Genomic DNA, 15,099 nt, shown 5'->3' with positions numbered 1-15,099 from the left:
TGGCGATGGCAAGACCCTAAGCGGGCCAAGTCCAATCCAGGCTGAACCGAACCATTCAGATTGGGTTAAGCTACGCTGCATAGCCCTCGGTCACCCCTTCGCGCGCATGAGGACAAGGATGAAGGTTCTGCTGGTCGAGGACGACGCATTGCTGGCCGACGAAGTCGCATCTGCCTTGCGGCGGCAGAATTTCGCCGTCGATGTGGCCGTCGACGGCGAGGACGGTCAGCATCTTGGCGAAACCGAAAGCTACGACGTGGCGGTGCTCGATCTCGGACTGCCAAAAATTCCGGGTGCTACGGTTCTACGCGCCTGGCGCAAAAGCGGACGGCAATTGCCGGTTCTGATCCTGACAGCGCGTGACGGTTGGACAGAAAAGGTTGATGGCTTTAAAGCTGGCGCTGACGACTATCTCACCAAACCATTTCGCGTCGAAGAACTGATCATGCGGCTGCGCGCGCTGGTGCGCCGCTCGGCTGGCCACGCTGCGCCGGCAATTTCCTGTGGGCCACTCTCATTCGATGCGCCGACCGGGGTATTCGAACTCGATGGTCTGCCACTGAAACTCACGGCGCTGGAGTGGCGCGTGCTGCAGTCGCTGATCATGCGCAAGGAAACAGTCTACGACCGCATCGAATTGATGGAGAAGGTTTATGAGGGCGATGCCGGCACCGACTCCAATTCACTCGAGGTCATCGTGGCCCGGCTGCGTCGCAAGATCGGTCACGATATGATCGAAACCGTGCGTGGACGCGGCTATCGGCTAATCGCAGGCGGATCGTGATGTCGCGTGAAGCTTCGCTTAGCCGCCGGCTTCTGATTGCGGCATCCGGCTTCATCGCTCTGGCTCTTGTGGTTGCGGCAGTCCTGATCGGGTTCGTGCTGCATCGTTTCGTTCAAGGACAAATTGACCAGCGGCTCGACACGCAGATCGTCTTCCTGTCGTCGATGTTGCGTGCCGACGCAAATGGCCGGATCGGACTGACGGGTAACGCGGACGGTCCCCCCTTCGAGCGCCCGCGCCGCGGCTGGTATTGGCAGATCACCGGGCCCAAAAACGTGCTGCGTTCGGCTTCGCTTGAAGACGCGGATATCGACAGTCCCGCGCTCGTGCGTGATGAAAGACCGCCTCAGCCTCGCAAGGGGCCTGAAAAGGACAAGAACGACCGACCGCGGCCAGCGGATGGCGTGGGACCGGATGACGAATACCTGCATTTCCGCATCAAGCAGGTCAGAGTTTCGGACTTTGTAGTCACGATCGTTACATCGTCGCCACGTGCCGCGGTCTGGGGGCCGCTGCGTGAAGCCATGACTACGCTGGCGATATCGCTGGCCGCATTGGGGGGAGCGCTGCTGCTGGCGATCATGCTGCAGGTCCGGCTCGGCCTGCGTCCGCTGGATCGTTTGCGCAAGGCGGTGGCGGATGTGCGCAGCGGGCGTATCGAGCGGGTGCCATCGCGACAACCAGTCGAAATTCAGCCGCTGGTGGCAGAGCTCAATGGTCTGCTCGACCAGAATGCCACGAGCCTCGAACGGGCGCGTCGTCATGTCGCCAATCTCGCTCATGGCCTGAAGACGCCGTTGGCCACATTGGCGATCGTAGCGTCCGCCGATAGTGCCGGGAACCCAGCGACAATACAGGCGCTCGTCACGCAAATGGAGCGCCGCATCCGTCATCATCTCGGGCGTGCGCGCACCGCCGTGTTGAATGGGCCGGTTCGTGTGCAGACTGCGATTGCGCCGCGCCTGCAGGATCTCGGCGACTTGCTCGGCAAGATCAACAGCGACAAGAACGTCGCATTTGCGATGAATGTGCCGGTCGATCTGATGGTCGCCTGCGAACAGCAGGATTTCGATGAAATGGCAGGCAATCTGCTCGACAACGCTTTCAAGTGGGCACGCAGTAAGGTTTCGATACGCGCTATACGGCAAAACACGCTGGTCGAACTGGTGGTCGAGGACGATGGAGGCGGACTGTCCGTCGAGCAACGGGCACAGGTGCTGCGGCCCGGAGAGCGGCTTGACGAAAGCGCGCCCGGATTCGGCTTTGGATTGTCGATTACACGCGAACTTGCGGAGCTCTATGGCGGCGATGTCTCGTTAGGGGCATCGCCGAAGGGAGGCTTGTGCGTCACGCTGCGGCTCCCGGCGGGAAACGTCGCCAGGAACTGACAGTGAGTTACGTCGCTTTGCGTATCTGCTGCGCAAATGTCGTCGGCAGTTGCTGCACCACCGGGACGTGCCAGATATCCTCGGCGTATTCACGGATGGTGCGGTCGGACGAGAACCAGCCCATGCGTGCGGTGTTGAGGATGGCGGCGCGGCTCCAGGCAGAGCCGGCGGTCCAGCGCGCGTCGATGCCGCGCTGGGCGTCGTAATAGGAATCAAAATCGGCAGACACCATGTAGTGGTCGAGATGGCGCAACGCATGGCCTATGGCGCCGAACCGGCCGGGATCGTCTGGCGAAAAGAAGCCGCTCTCGATGGCATAGATGGCGCGGCCGAGATTGGGCGATTTTGCGATCACGTCCGATGCATCGAGGCCGCGATTGCGGCGCTCTACCACCTCACCCGCAGTCATGCCGAAGATCGCGATATTTTCCGGGCCGACATTGTCGCGGATTTCGATATTGGCGCCGTCCAGCGTGCCGATGGTGAGAGCGCCATTCAGCGACAGCTTCATGTTGCCGGTGCCGGAGGCTTCCATGCCTGCAGTGGAGATTTGCTCAGACAAATCGGCCGCGGGTATGATGATCTCGGCGAGGCTTACATTGTAGTCGGGCATGAAGGCGACTTTGAGCTGGCCGCGGATGCTATCGTCATTGTTGATCATCTTGGCGACGTCATTCGCCAGCTTGATGATCAGCTTGGCATAGCGATAGCTCGCCGCCGCCTTGCCCGCGAAAATTTTCACGCGGGGCACCCAGTTCTTGTTCGGCTCGTCCTTGATCGCCTGATACAGCGCGACGGTTTCGACGATATTCAGCAGTTGTCGCTTGTATTCGTGAATGCGCTTGATCTGTACGTCGAACAACGCCGATGGATCGGCCTGTACGCCCAGCTTCTCGCCGATAGTACGGGCGAGGGCGAGCTTGTTGTGATGCTTGACCTTGCGGAATTCCTGCTGGAACGCGGCATCCCCGGCATAGGCTTCCAGTTTGATGAGGCGCGTCGGGTCGTCGAGCACGGCCTCGCCGCAAGTGGCGCGAAGCAGGTCCGTCAGTTTCGGATTGGCCAGCATCAGCCAGCGGCGGAAGGTGATGCCGTTGGTCTTGTTGGTGATGCGGCCTGGATAGAGCTGATTGAGATCGCGGAACACCGTCTCCTTCATCAACTCCGAATGCATTGCCGACACACCGTTGATGCGATGCGAGCCAATGAAGGCGAGGTTGCCCATCCGCACGCGGCGGCCTGCGCCTTCGTCGATCACCGACACCGAGGCACGATAGCCGGTGTCGCCAGGGCGGATCGCATCGGCGCGGTCGAGATGCGCGACATTGATGCGATAGATGATTTCGAGATGGCGCGGCAGCAGCCGTTCCATCAGCTCCACCGGCCAGGTTTCCAGCGCTTCCGGCAGCAGTGTGTGATTGGTGTAGGATAACGTCGCATTGGTGATCTGCCACGCCGCATCCCAGCGCATATTGTGCACGTCGATCAGAATGCGCATCAGCTCGGCGATGGCCAGGCTCGGATGCGTGTCGTTCATCTGTACCGCCGCCTTGTTGGCGAGGCCGCGCAGATTGCCCTCCGATTCCAAATGCCGCTTGACGAGATCCTGCAGCGACGCCGAGACGAAGAAATACTCCTGTCGCAGACGCAATTCGCGGCCGGCGGCGCTTTCATCGTTCGGATACAGGAATTTGCAGATGGCTTCGGCGCGCGCCTGCTCGGCGCTCGCGCTGACATAGTCGCCGGTATTGAACACGTCGAGGCGCAGCGGGTCGGGCGCGCGGGCCGACCACAGCCGCAGCGCGTTCACATGCTGGCCGCGCCAGCCGACAATAGGTGTGTCGTAGGCGACAGCTTCCACGGTTTCGCCAGGGTGCCACACGATGCGCTGATGGCCCTTGGCGTCATCGATCACCTCGGTGTGGCCGCCAAAATGCACGTGATAGACGACCTCCGGCCGCGGCAGCTCCCAAGGATTGCCGAAGCTCAGCCATTCGTCCGGATATTCTTTCTGCCAACCTTTCGAGATGATCTGCTTGAACAGGCCGAAATCGTAGCGGATGCCATAACCGTAAGCGGGAATGGCGAGCGTCGACATGCTCTCCATGAAGCAGGCAGCGAGACGGCCGAGGCCGCCATTGCCGAGCGCCGCGTCCGGCTCGCATTTGCGGAGGTCATCGAGACCGACGCCGAGATCTTCGAGCGCAGCGCGAAACACCGGCAGCAGGCCCATATTGTTCAGCGCATCGGTGAAGAGCCGGCCGATGAGGAATTCGAGCGAGAGATAATAGACACGCTTGCGGCCGGCGTCGTAGCTCTCCTTCTCCGACATCAGCCAGCGGTGCACGATGCGATCGCGCAGCGTCAGGGCAGCGGCCTTGTACCAGTCGTGCTTGGTGGCGAAGGACGCTTCCTTGCCGATCCCGAGCGTCAGCTTGACGAGAATGGCACTCTTGATCTCGGAGAGCAGCAATTCATCGATCGGGGCGTTCTGAGGCAGGAACTGTGCTGGCGTGGACTGGTCTGACAAACTGGTCATCCTGATCTGTGGCGCGGCGTGAAATCATACGCCCATTCATCGGGGGTCGGAAACCCATGTGGGTGCGGAGGTTTTGCTATGGTTATGCCGCCGTTTTGGGCAGATCATGGCAGGGCGTTGTGTCGTCCACGCGAAAGTCGGCACTCATGACCTCTGCCGTCACGACAGTCCGACAAATCGCCCCAATCGCCGATATCCCGTTCGATCAATGCAATCTTCCAGTCCCGTTGCTAGTTCTTCAGCTGCTTCTCACGTCCGATCGCTTTGCGGGACGGTTATGGGTGCCGGCATTCACCGGACGACAACGATCTCTTAATCAATAAGAACAAATAAAGAACAAACTTCCAAGTGTTTGATGTAGTCTTCCGATTCGAAGCTGTTTCTTCAGTCTGCGAGGCTCGCAATGCCAACTCTGGCCTACAATCAGTTCGCCCTGACCCGGATCGCCGATTTTGCCCGATCGCTGACCCGCCTGCATCTTGATGCGCGTCGTTATCCCGTGGATGACGACCAGATCGATCGTGAATTCAATGCGGTATGCTTGTCGGTGTGGGGATACACAACCGACGATGTCAGTGACGATCTATTTCCGCTCGAGGATCATGCCTGGCTCGATCGGCTCGACGAGGCGCATGCGCGAATCTTCGCTGCAGAGCAGGGCTACGATCTTGTCGGTGACGACGGCATGTTGACCGACTGGTGGGGCTATTGCTGGATGATTCTGGCCGAGAAGCGCGGTCTGCTGACGCCGGAAAATCGCGCAGCAGCACGCGCGGAGATCGAGCGGAAATATCTTTCGGAGACGAATGTGGTCGGTGTCATCATCGGGCGATGATGGCACATGCGGATCAATTGGCTTCGGCGCGTTTCGCACTCTGTGCCGGCGTCCGCTTCGGCGCGATGCTCGTTGCCGGCAGCGGTGCGATCTCGCGCGGCGTGTCTGCCATCGGCGCTTCGTCGGTGATCGTCTCGGCAGCAACCGGAGCGACCTTCATTTCGCCGAGCCGGGCGCGGACTTCCGAGGTGAGGCCGGCATAGGATGAAATCGGTGTGAATTCCGCGGCCTGATTGTTGCCGGTACGCACGCCGGAAAAGACGACAAGGCCGTTGGTGGTCGCGACCACGTCACCCGGGCGCAGCGAGGTGTCCAGCGAGAGATCGATCGGTGCGAGGCCTGCGGGATCGCGACCGTTGCAGGTACAGTCGGCCTTCAGCGCCTTGCGGTAGGCGAAGGCGTTGGGGAGGTCGGCATAGCGTTCGCCCGCGGACGATGTCGCATAATCGATGCTGCTGCCGAACATGACCTTGGTCGGTGAGGCCGGGCAGAAGGCCTGGCACATCTGGGCCGGGCTGGCGCCGCCGCGGCCGAGCGGAAAGTATTTGCCGTCGCAGGTGCGCACGCAGAAGGCCGCGCCGGAGCCGCCATAGCCAGCTGCGCTGCGCTGGGGCTGCGGCTGTTCCTGCTGCGAGTTGAGACCGAACGGGTCGGAGAAGAAATCGTTTTGCGGGGGGCCGCCGCGACGCTGCTGTTGCTGCTTTTGCGGCGAACCGCCGCCGAAGAGGAAATCGAAGAAGCCTTGTGCCGATACGTTCTCCGGAGCGAACGCGACACACGCGGCGATGACAGCGACGAAAAGAGGTCGGCGCATGCGCGAGATTTCAGGATTGTGACGCAACGCCAAGCTCCGCGGCCGCATGATCGACAGCCGGAATTGCAGCATCCCGGTTCGGCGCGAGGCTAGGCCGTTATGGTAAACGGGAGGTAACCGGCGCCGGTACTAGATGAAGAAAACCCAGGTCATCAGCAGGAAGACCGGGATCAGCACTGCACCCGACCACAGCATATAGGCGAAGAAACTTGGCATTTTCACGCCGGCATCCCGCGCGATCGCATAGACCATGAAGTTCGGTGCATTGCCGATATAGGTATTGGCACCCATGAACACCGCACCGGCGGAGATGGCAGCGAGCGTTGCGGCGCCCGAGCTCATCAGCGTCTTCGCATCGCCGCCAGCGAGCTCGAAGAAGACGAGATAGGTCGGGGCATTGTCGAGGAACGACGACAGGACACCGGTGAGCCAGAAATAGGCGGCGTTGTTCGGCGTGCCGTCCGCATGCGTTACAAGCGCGACCAGCGGCGCGAACGGTCCGTTTGAGCCGGCCTGGAGCATGGCCATGACCGGCACGATGCAGATGAAGATGCCGGCGAACAGGATCGCGACCTCCTCGATGGGCCCCCATTTGAAGTCGTTGGCCTTGCGATGCTCGGCCTTGGTGAGGGCCAGCGATGCGAAGGTCACGGCGAGGAGGATGAGGTCGCGCAGCAGGTTCTGCAATTCCACCGGCGTTCCGAGCACGGTGAAGGAAATGCCGGGCTTCCAGCTGCCGCTCAGCAGGATGGCGGCGATGATGACCCCGAGCAGCAGCAGGTTGATCTTGCCGTGCAGGCGCAGCGCCGAATCCGGCGTCGGGTCCTTGATCTTCGGCAGCCGGTCCTCACGGCGATGCAGGTAAATATCCAGCAGCATGAAGATCAGCAGCACGATCCCCGCGGCGAACAGCGTATCCGGGAAAAGATGCGTGGTGGTCCAGAAGAAATCGACGCCGCGAAGAAATCCGAGAAACAGCGGCGGGTCGCCGAGCGGCGACAGCGAGCCGCCGATATTCGAGACGAGAAAGATGAAGAACACCACCACATGCACGTTGTAGCGTCGATCATCATTGGCACGCAGCAAGGGGCGGATCAGGATCATCGATGCACCCGTGGTGCCGACCACGCTGGCCATCAGCGTGCCGAAGCCGAGCAGCACCGTGTTGGTGAACACGCTATCATGCAGATTGCCCTGCAGATAGATGCCACCCGATACGGTGAACAGGGATAGCAGCAGCAGGATGAAGGGCAGGTATTCGAGCAGCACCGTATGGGCGATCGTGTGCGAGACCGTCGTCGTTCCTGCAGAGAACCATAGCGGCACGATGACAAGCGCCGCCCAGAAGGCCGCGAACTTGCCGTAGTGATGTTCCCAGAAATGCGGATACAGCACCGGCCCCGTGGCGATGCAAAGCAGGATGCCGGCAAAAGGCAGTGCCCACAGCATCGACAGTTTTGCGCCATCGAGCCCGCCTTCGGCTGCGAAGGCCGCATCGGGGGCGAAGCTTAGAATGGCGATGCAGAGCGCGAGGTTGAGGGAACGAAGCAAGGGCAGGCCTTTCACGGGAGACGATATCGGTCTCGCGTGGAGGCCGGAAATGCTCAACCTTTGAGGAATTCGGTCGCCTTGTAAAGCGAACGAAATGGCACACCGGCCGCGGCGAATGTTTCGGTCGCGCCTTCGTCACGATCGACCATGGTGAACACCAGAGCCACTTCCGCGCCCGCCTCGCGCACGGCATCGAGCGCCTTCACGGCGGAACCGCCGGTGGTGGTGACGTCCTCGACGATGACGACGCGCTTGCCTTTCAGGCTCTCGGTCTTCGTGAGACCCTCGATGGCGAGGCGTGCGCCATGCTCCTTCGGTTTCTTGCGCACGAAGAAGGCGCCGATCGGTGCGCCCTTCATCCAGGACAGCTGCGCCAGCGCGCCGGCCAGCGGCACCGCACCCATCTCCAGCCCGCCGACATAATCGAGCTTGTCGTCCTTGAGGGCATCGAACGTGAGCTCGGCCAGAAGCGCGGCGCCTTCCGGGTCGCACATGGTGGGCTTCAGGTTGAAATAGAAATTGCTCTTGCGTCCTGAAGCGAGCGTGATCTCGCCATAACCGAACGAGCGGTCGCGGATGATCTCGTGCAGACGGGTGCGGGCGGCTGTGTTGGACAAGGCGATCTCTCTTTCAGGTAAACCGCGGCAATTTACCGGCCCTGGGACGGATAGGCCAGAGCGGAACCGGTGCCATCAACACGCCAGCGGCCGTTCAATCACAGGCCGATGCCGCTCCAGCCGGCCACGGCACCGAAAGCCAGTGCCCACAGAGGATGGATGCGCTTGGTCAAGGTCATTGCCGCGCAAATGACGGTAATGGCGGCTAGCGCCCATGTGTGGACGGAGGCTTCGGTGATCAGTGCCGCACTGGCGCAGACAAGGCCCGCGGTCACCGGCACGAGGCCGGCCTGCACTACCCGTCGCCAGGGCGCATTCTTGTGGCGCTTCCAGACCTGCATGACGAGGCCGGTCACGATGGAGGACGGTCCGAACTTCGCCAGCGATGTCACCAGCACGCCGGGCCAGCCGGCGACGTGCCAGCCGACCAGCGTCACCACCATCATGTTGGGACCGGGGGCTGCCTGTGCGAGCGCGAATATGGCGCTGAAATCGCGGGCGCTCATCCAGTGATGCACATCCACAACCTGCCGCTGCATTTCGGGCAGGATGGTGTTGCCGCCGCCGAAAGCGAGCAGCGACAATTCGGTGAAAATCGCGGCGAGGGCGAACAGGATGGCAATCATGGCGTCCTCCTTGCGGCGATCATCATGCTGAGAGCGGCCAATACCAGCATGGTGGGCAGCAGCGGCAGGCGGAGGATCGCGATGGCAACGAAGCACAAAGCGGCGATGACGATGCCGGCCATGTCCCGGCGCATCGGCCACGCAACTTTCACCGCCATCGAGATCAGGAGGCCGGCAGCTGCGGCCGCGAGGCCGAGAAACATGTGCTGCACATGCGGATCGGTCTGGAACCGGTCATAGATGGTGCCGAGGCCGATGACGATCAGCGTCGGCATGGCGACCAGTCCGCCGATGCCGGCGATGGCGCCGGGAATGCCGCGGAAATGCAGGCCGACGGCCACCGACAGATTGATGACATTGCCGCCCGGCAGGAACTGGCACAGGCCGAGCAGTTCGGTGAATTCGGCGCCCGTCAGCCATCTGTGCTTCTCGACGATCATGCGTCGTGCCAGCGGCAGCGCGCCGCCAAAGCTGATCAAGCCGAGCCAGAGAAAGCCGAGAAACAACTGAATGGATGTCGGCGGCGGATGGTCCGCGCGTGCCTCGACAGGCGCTGCGGCAATACTGGGATGGGAGATTGACATGGCGTCTTGCTACGCCTCGTGAGGAGTCATGTCTAATATATGGATTTATATAAATCCATATTCTATTGATATGTCTATGATCGAACTCCGGCATCTCCGGTATTTCATCGCCGTCGCCGAGGAGCGCCACGTCACCCGCGCGGCACTGCGGCTTGGCATCCAGCAACCGCCGCTGAGCCAGCAGATCAGAGCGCTCGAAGCTGCAGTCGGCGTCACCTTGCTGGTGCGCATGCCGCGCGGCGTGGAGCTGACCGAGGCCGGCCGGGCCTTCCTGGCCGAGGCCCGGGCGGTGCTGGTGCAACTCGACCATGCCGTGGATACGGCCCAGCGCACGGCGCGGGGCGAGCAGGGGCAGCTGGCGGTGGGTTTCACCGGATCGGCGGCCTTTCATCCCCTGATCCCCGCTGTGGTCCGCGCCTTTCGCGAACAGTCGCCACATGTGGATCTGTTGCTGGAGGAGAGCCGGACCGGCGATCTGATCGTGGCGCTGCAAAAGGAGCAGCTCGATCTCGCTTTCATTCGTGTGCCGGTTGGCGACACCACCGGCCTCGTGATCGAGCCTCTGCTCAACGAGCCGATGCTGCTGGCTTTGCCGGCGGGCCATCCGTTGCTCGCCGGCGGCAAACGCAAGCGCATCGCACTGGCGGATCTCGCCGAGGAGACCTTCATCCTCTATCGTCGGCCCACTGGGCCCGGACTTTACGATGCGATCATTACCGCGTGTCGCGCGGCCGGCTTCAGCCCGCATATCGGCCAGGAGGCGCCGCGCATGGTTTCGACGCTGAGCTTCGTTGCGGCTGGGCTCGGTGTGTCCGTGGTGCCGGAGTCGATGCGTCGGCTGGATACCGAGGGCGTCGCCTATCTGTCGCTCGCGGATATGCCGGGACCGGTGGCGCCGCTGCTGCTTGCCTGGCGGGCAGCGTCGGTGTCCGGGGCGATGCAAAACCTGATCGCCCATGTGCGCGAGATGGCGGGCACGCGCCGATAGACTTTCCGTTGCGGCTCACGCAACCTGCCGCCGATCCATAAGAACGGGAACACCGATGACGATCGAATTGCATACCTGGAACACGCCGAACGGCCGCAAGATCTCCGTGGCGCTGGAGGAAATGGGCCTGCCTTACAAGGTGGTCCCGGTGAACATCACCAAAGGCGAGCAGCAGAAGCCGGAATTCCTCGAGATCAGCCCGAACAACAAGATCCCGGCCATCGTGGATCCCGAAGGACCGGACGGCAAGCCGGTCAGCGTGTTCGAATCCGGCGCGATCCTGCTCTATCTCGGCGAGAAGACCGGCAAGTTCCTGCCGAAATCGCTGGGCGATCGCATCCCGGTGCTGGAGTGGTTGATGTGGCAGATGGGCGGCTTCGGCCCGATGCCCGGCCAGGTGCATCATTTCATCGCGCTGGAGAACGAGACCGATCGCGCCTATGGCCTCAAACGCTTCTCCGACGAGACCCGCCGGCTCTATGGCGTGCTCGATCGGCGGCTCGCGCATCATGAATTCGTCGCGGGCAGCCTTTCAGTGGCCGATTTCGCCATTCTCGGCTGGGCCTGGCGCCATCCGCGTCACAAGGTGGCGCTGGAAGATTTCCCGCATGTGAAGCGCTGGTACGAGCAGCTGATGGCCCGCCCCGCCGTGCAGCGCGGTTTCGAGGTGAAGCTGGACTAGCTACGCCGCGACTCCAGCGCCATTCGCACGGCGAGGCCCGCCAGCACGGTGCCCATCAGCCAGCGCTGCAGTTTCAGCCAGGTCGGGCGCCCTGCCAGAAACAGGGCGATCGATCCGGCAGCGATGGCGATCATGGCATTGACGGCGACGCTGATGGCGATCTGTGTCGCGCCAAGCGCCAGCGATTGCATCAGAATACTGCCTGCGCTGGGATCGATGAATTGCGGCAGCAGCGCCAGGTAGAGCATGGCGGCCTTCGGATTGAGCAGATTGGTAAGTAAGCCCATGGTGAACAGTTTGCGTGGGCTGTCGATCGCCAGCTGCTTCACCTGAAACGGCGAACGTCCGTTCGGCTTCAGCGCCTGCCAAGCCAGCCACAGCAGATAGGCCGCGCCGCCAAGGCGCAGTGCGTCGTAAGCGTAGGGCACGGCGAACAGCAGGGCGGTGATCCCGAATGCTGCGCACAGCATGTAGAAAATAAACCCCAGCGCCACACCGCCGAGCGACACCAGGCCGGCCGCCGGTCCCTGCGTGATCGAGCGCGAGATCAGATAGATCATGTTCGGACCGGGCGTCAGCACCATGCTAAGCGAGACAATGGCGAAACCGAGCAAAGCCGTTATGTGCGGCATCTCAATGCGCCTCTTCCCAATTGTCCGCCGCCCGCGCATCGACATTCAGCGGCACCGATAGCAGCACCGCCGGGAAGGGCGCATCCTGCATGGTGTGCTGGACCACCGGCAGCGTCGCGGCCACCTCGTCGTCGGGTACCTCAAAAATCAGTTCGTCATGCACCTGCAGCAGCATCTTCGCTGAGAGCTTCTTCTCGGCCAGCGCATCCTCCATCCGGCTCATGGCACGGCGGATGATGTCGGCGGCGGTGCCCTGTAGGCGTGCATTGATGGCGGCGCGTTCGTTGAAAGCGCGCAGCGACGGGTTCGAGGCCTTGATGTCGGGGTAATGACACTTGCGGCCGAACAGCGTGGTCACATAGCCATGTTCCCGGCAGAAGTCGCGGGTCTGGTCCATGTAAGCGCGGATGCCGGGGAAGCGTTCGAAGTATTTTTTGATATAGGCCGAGGCTTCCTCGCGCGGGATGCCGAGCTGGTTGGCGAGGCCGAAGGCCGAGATGCCGTAGATAATGCCGAAATTGATTGCCTTGGCGCGGCGGCGCACTTCAGCCGGCATGTCTTTCACCGGCACGCCGAACATTTCCGACGCCGTCATGGCGTGAATGTCGAGCCCGTCCTGGAAGGCTTGTTTCAGCACGGGAATATCGGCGATCTCGGCGAGCAGGCGCAGCTCGATCTGCGAATAGTCGGCGGACACCAGCTTGTGGCCGGGGGAGGCGACGAAAGCGCGGCGGATCTTGCGGCCATCCTCGGTGCGCACCGGGATGTTCTGCAGGTTCGGCTCGTTGGAGGACAGCCGTCCGGTGGTGGTCGCGGCCAGCGCGTAGGTCGTATGAACGCGATGGGTTTGTGGATGCACATAGTTCGGCAATGCGTCGGTATAGGTCGAACGCAGTTTCGACACCTGCCGCCAGTCGAGAATCTTGCGCGGAAATTCGTGGCCCTGTTCCGCAAGTTCATCGAGCACCTGCGCCGAGGTGGACCACGCGCCGGTCTTGGTCTTGCTGCCGCCGGGCAGGCCCATCTTGCCGAACAGGATGTCGCCGAGCTGTTTCGGGCTGCCGATATTGATGTCCTCGCCGGCGATCTCCTTGATTTCGGATTCGATGCGGGCGGCCGTCTGCGCAAAATCCGCCGAGAGCTTTGATAGCACCTGCCGGTCGATCGAGATGCCGCGACGCTCCATCCGTGCCAGCACGGAGATCAGCGGTCGCTCGAGGGTCTCATAGACCGTATTCATCCGCTCGGCAGCGAGGCGCGGCTTCAGCACATTCCATAGCCGCAACAGTACGTCGGCGTCCTCGGCGGCGTATTCGGTGGCGCGGTCGATCTTCACTTGCTCGAAAGTGAGCTTGCCCTTGCCGGAGCCGATAATCTCGCCATAGGTCAACACGGCATGGCCGAGCCATGCCTCTGCCAGTGCCTCCAGTCCGTGTGCATTGCGACCGGCATCGAGTGCATAGGACATCAGCTGCACGTCGTCATGGTTGCGCAGCGTGATGCCATGCTGTGCCAGGAGCACCGCGGTGAACTTGATGTTGAAGCCGACCTTGAGGAGGCCGGCTGTTTCCAAGAGCGGTTTCAGCGCGTCCAACGCATCGGCGGCCTTGAGCTGATCGGGCTCGAGATCGGCGGCGAACAGGCCGGCACCGTCGCCGGATTGACGATGGGCGAACGGAATATAGGTCGCGTCATTCGGCCCGAGCGCCAGCGCAAGGCCGACGATGTCAGCCTGCATGGGGTCGTCCGAGCTGGCTTTGGCCTCGAAGGCCACATGGCCGATGTCGAGAATGCGCGCGATCCACTTGTCGAGGTCGGTGCGAGTGCGGATCGTGCCATATCTATCGCGTTTTACCGGTGTATTGCGCGCGGCTTCGGCGCGGGCCTTCGCCAATGCGGCCGGTGTGAGCACATCCTTACTGCCGGGGGCTGTCGCATGGGCGCCGTTGCCGTTGGTCTTCCTCTTCACCGCGGGCGCCTGCTCGATGTCGCCAAACAGGTCGCCGCCCTGGCTGCCAGCTTCGCCGCTGCCTTTCGTGGCCGGCTTCGCGGAGCCGCTTTCCGCTTCGGCGGGTACGTCGGCAATATCGATATGCGAATATTCAGCCACGCGGCGGGTGAGGGTGGTGAATTCCATTCGCTTTAGAAAAGCGATGAGCTTCCTCGCATCCGGCTCATGCACTGCAAGGTCGTCAAGCGGCACATCCAGCGTCACCTTGTCATCGAGCAGCACGAGCTGGCGCGAGATGCGTGCCTTCTCGGCATTCTCGATCAGCGCCTCGCGACGCTTCGGTTGTTTGATTTCGGGAGCGCGGGCGAGCAGGGTTTCGAGATCGCCATATTCGGTGATGAGCTGTGCTGCGGTCTTGATGCCGATGCCCGGCACGCCCGGCACGTTGTCAACGCTGTCGCCGGCCAGCGCCTGCACCTCGACCACCTTCTCCGGAGGCACACCGAATTTCTCGATTACCTCGGGCACGCCAAGGCGACGATCCTTCATGGTATCGTACATGGTGACGCAATCAGTCACGAGCTGCATCAGATCCTTGTCGGAGGAGACGATGGTGGCGGTGGCGCCGCGCTCGCAGGCCTGCCGCACATAGGTTGCGATCAGGTCATCGGCCTCGAAGCCAGCCTGTTCGATACATGGCAGATCGAAGGCGCGCACTGCGTCACGGATCAGGGCAAACTGCGGGATCAGGTCGTCGGGCGCCGGGGGGCGGTGGGCCTTGTAGTCGGGATAGAGCTTGTTGCGGAAGGTAATCTCGGATTTGTCGAAGATAATCGCCAGATGCGTCGGCTTGTCCGCCGGGGGCATGTCGCGCATGAGTTTCCACAGCATGTTGCAGAAGCCGAGCACGGCGTTGACCTGCAACCCGTCGGATTTGCGATTCAGCGGCGGCAGCGCGTGATAGGCGCGGAAGATGTAGGACGAGCCGTCCACCAGAAAGACGTGGTCACCTTTGCTAGGCGCTTTCACGGGGGCGGGGGAGGCAGATTTTGCGGGGGCTTTCGACATGGCCGCAATTTAAGGATTTTTGCGGCGAATGACAGCCCTA

13 protein-coding genes are annotated in these 15,099 nt (G+C 62.0%); 5 read left to right on the top strand and 8 right to left on the bottom strand.

Annotated elements, in window-relative coordinates; translation table 11 throughout:
* Window positions 1–118: 118 nt before the first annotated feature.
* Window positions 119–784, top strand: coding sequence for a response regulator (locus E0H22_RS23290; RefSeq protein ID WP_233023319.1), 666 nt, complete (start codon window positions 119–121; stop codon window positions 782–784).
* Window positions 784–2,172, top strand: coding sequence for a sensor histidine kinase (locus E0H22_RS23285; RefSeq protein WP_233023318.1), 1,389 nt, complete (start codon window positions 784–786; stop codon window positions 2,170–2,172). Before E0H22_RS23290 ends, E0H22_RS23285 begins: the two co-directional genes overlap by 1 nt.
* Before the next feature lie 7 nt (window positions 2,173–2,179).
* On the opposite strand, the gene E0H22_RS23280 is transcribed toward E0H22_RS23285, so the two are convergent.
* Window positions 2,180–4,711, bottom strand: coding sequence for a glycogen/starch/alpha-glucan phosphorylase (locus tag E0H22_RS23280; protein ID WP_233023317.1), 2,532 nt, complete (start codon window positions 4,709–4,711; stop codon window positions 2,180–2,182).
* Between the two features lie 403 nt (window positions 4,712–5,114).
* Between E0H22_RS23280 and E0H22_RS23275 the strand changes: the two genes are divergently transcribed.
* Window positions 5,115–5,546 (top strand): hypothetical protein, encoded by a 432-nt coding sequence (locus E0H22_RS23275; RefSeq protein WP_233023316.1) that lies wholly within the window; start codon window positions 5,115–5,117, stop codon window positions 5,544–5,546.
* A 13-nt stretch (window positions 5,547–5,559) separates the two neighbouring features.
* Here E0H22_RS23275 and E0H22_RS23270 read toward each other — a convergent pair whose 3' ends face one another.
* The 5 genes from E0H22_RS23270 to E0H22_RS23250 all read right to left on the bottom strand — a co-directional run bounded on the left by E0H22_RS23270 (window position 5,560) and on the right by E0H22_RS23250 (window position 9,738).
* Window positions 5,560–6,360, bottom strand: coding sequence for a DUF2865 domain-containing protein (locus tag E0H22_RS23270; protein ID WP_233023315.1), 801 nt, complete (start codon window positions 6,358–6,360; stop codon window positions 5,560–5,562).
* A 129-nt stretch (window positions 6,361–6,489) separates the two neighbouring features.
* Window positions 6,490–7,917 carry a sodium:proton antiporter gene (locus tag E0H22_RS23265; RefSeq protein ID WP_430715294.1) on the bottom strand — a complete coding sequence of 476 codons (1,428 nt, stop codon included), beginning with the start codon at window positions 7,915–7,917 and terminating at the stop codon, window positions 6,490–6,492.
* A 47-nt stretch (window positions 7,918–7,964) separates the two neighbouring features.
* Window positions 7,965–8,528, bottom strand: coding sequence for an orotate phosphoribosyltransferase (gene pyrE / locus E0H22_RS23260; protein ID WP_233023313.1), 564 nt, complete (start codon window positions 8,526–8,528; stop codon window positions 7,965–7,967).
* Between the two features lie 98 nt (window positions 8,529–8,626).
* Entirely contained in the window at window positions 8,627–9,154 is a 528-nt protein-coding gene (locus tag E0H22_RS23255; protein WP_233023312.1) for a chromate transporter, read from the bottom strand.
* Window positions 9,151–9,738 carry a chromate transporter gene (locus E0H22_RS23250; RefSeq protein WP_233023311.1) on the bottom strand — a complete coding sequence of 196 codons (588 nt, stop codon included), beginning with the start codon at window positions 9,736–9,738 and terminating at the stop codon, window positions 9,151–9,153. Before E0H22_RS23250 ends, E0H22_RS23255 begins: the two co-directional genes overlap by 4 nt.
* Before the next feature lie 76 nt (window positions 9,739–9,814).
* On the opposite strand from E0H22_RS23250, the gene E0H22_RS23245 reads away from it, so the two are divergent.
* Entirely contained in the window at window positions 9,815–10,726 is a 912-nt protein-coding gene (locus E0H22_RS23245; RefSeq protein ID WP_233023310.1) for a LysR family transcriptional regulator, read from the top strand.
* A gap of 55 nt (window positions 10,727–10,781) precedes the next feature.
* Window positions 10,782–11,408 (top strand): glutathione S-transferase family protein, encoded by a 627-nt coding sequence (locus E0H22_RS23240; protein ID WP_233023309.1) that lies wholly within the window; start codon window positions 10,782–10,784, stop codon window positions 11,406–11,408.
* Here E0H22_RS23240 and E0H22_RS23235 read toward each other — a convergent pair.
* Both E0H22_RS23235 and polA read right to left on the bottom strand, forming a co-directional pair.
* Entirely contained in the window at window positions 11,405–12,040 is a 636-nt protein-coding gene (locus E0H22_RS23235) for a LysE family translocator (RefSeq protein WP_233023308.1), read from the bottom strand. The two genes, E0H22_RS23240 and E0H22_RS23235, sit on opposite strands and share 4 nt — an antisense overlap.
* A gap of 1 nt (window position 12,041) precedes the next feature.
* Entirely contained in the window at window positions 12,042–15,059 is a 3,018-nt protein-coding gene (gene polA, locus E0H22_RS23230) for a DNA polymerase I (protein WP_233023307.1), read from the bottom strand.
* Between the last annotated feature and the right edge of the window lie 40 nt (window positions 15,060–15,099).

This window comes from Rhodopseudomonas boonkerdii (assembly GCF_021184025.1).
GTDB lineage: Bacteria > Pseudomonadota > Alphaproteobacteria > Rhizobiales > Xanthobacteraceae > Tardiphaga > Tardiphaga boonkerdii.
Note: the sequence above shows the minus strand (reverse complement) of the source record. Positions and strands in the feature narration are given on the sequence as shown.

Coding starts and splice junctions, on each gene's coding strand:
- E0H22_RS23290 (WP_233023319.1), top strand. CDS start 119: ATGAAGGTTCTGCTGGTCGAGGACGACGCATTGCTGGCCGACGAAGTC.
- E0H22_RS23285 (WP_233023318.1), top strand. CDS start 784: ATGTCGCGTGAAGCTTCGCTTAGCCGCCGGCTTCTGATTGCGGCATCC.
- E0H22_RS23280 (WP_233023317.1), bottom strand. CDS start 4,711: ATGACCAGTTTGTCAGACCAGTCCACGCCAGCACAGTTCCTGCCTCAG.
- E0H22_RS23275 (WP_233023316.1), top strand. CDS start 5,115: ATGCCAACTCTGGCCTACAATCAGTTCGCCCTGACCCGGATCGCCGAT.
- E0H22_RS23270 (WP_233023315.1), bottom strand. CDS start 6,360: ATGCGCCGACCTCTTTTCGTCGCTGTCATCGCCGCGTGTGTCGCGTTC.
- E0H22_RS23255 (WP_233023312.1), bottom strand. CDS start 9,154: ATGATTGCCATCCTGTTCGCCCTCGCCGCGATTTTCACCGAATTGTCG.
- E0H22_RS23250 (WP_233023311.1), bottom strand. CDS start 9,738: ATGTCAATCTCCCATCCCAGTATTGCCGCAGCGCCTGTCGAGGCACGC.
- E0H22_RS23245 (WP_233023310.1), top strand. CDS start 9,815: ATGATCGAACTCCGGCATCTCCGGTATTTCATCGCCGTCGCCGAGGAG.
- E0H22_RS23240 (WP_233023309.1), top strand. CDS start 10,782: ATGACGATCGAATTGCATACCTGGAACACGCCGAACGGCCGCAAGATC.
- E0H22_RS23235 (WP_233023308.1), bottom strand. CDS start 12,040: ATGCCGCACATAACGGCTTTGCTCGGTTTCGCCATTGTCTCGCTTAGC.
- polA (WP_233023307.1), bottom strand. CDS start 15,059: ATGTCGAAAGCCCCCGCAAAATCTGCCTCCCCCGCCCCCGTGAAAGCG.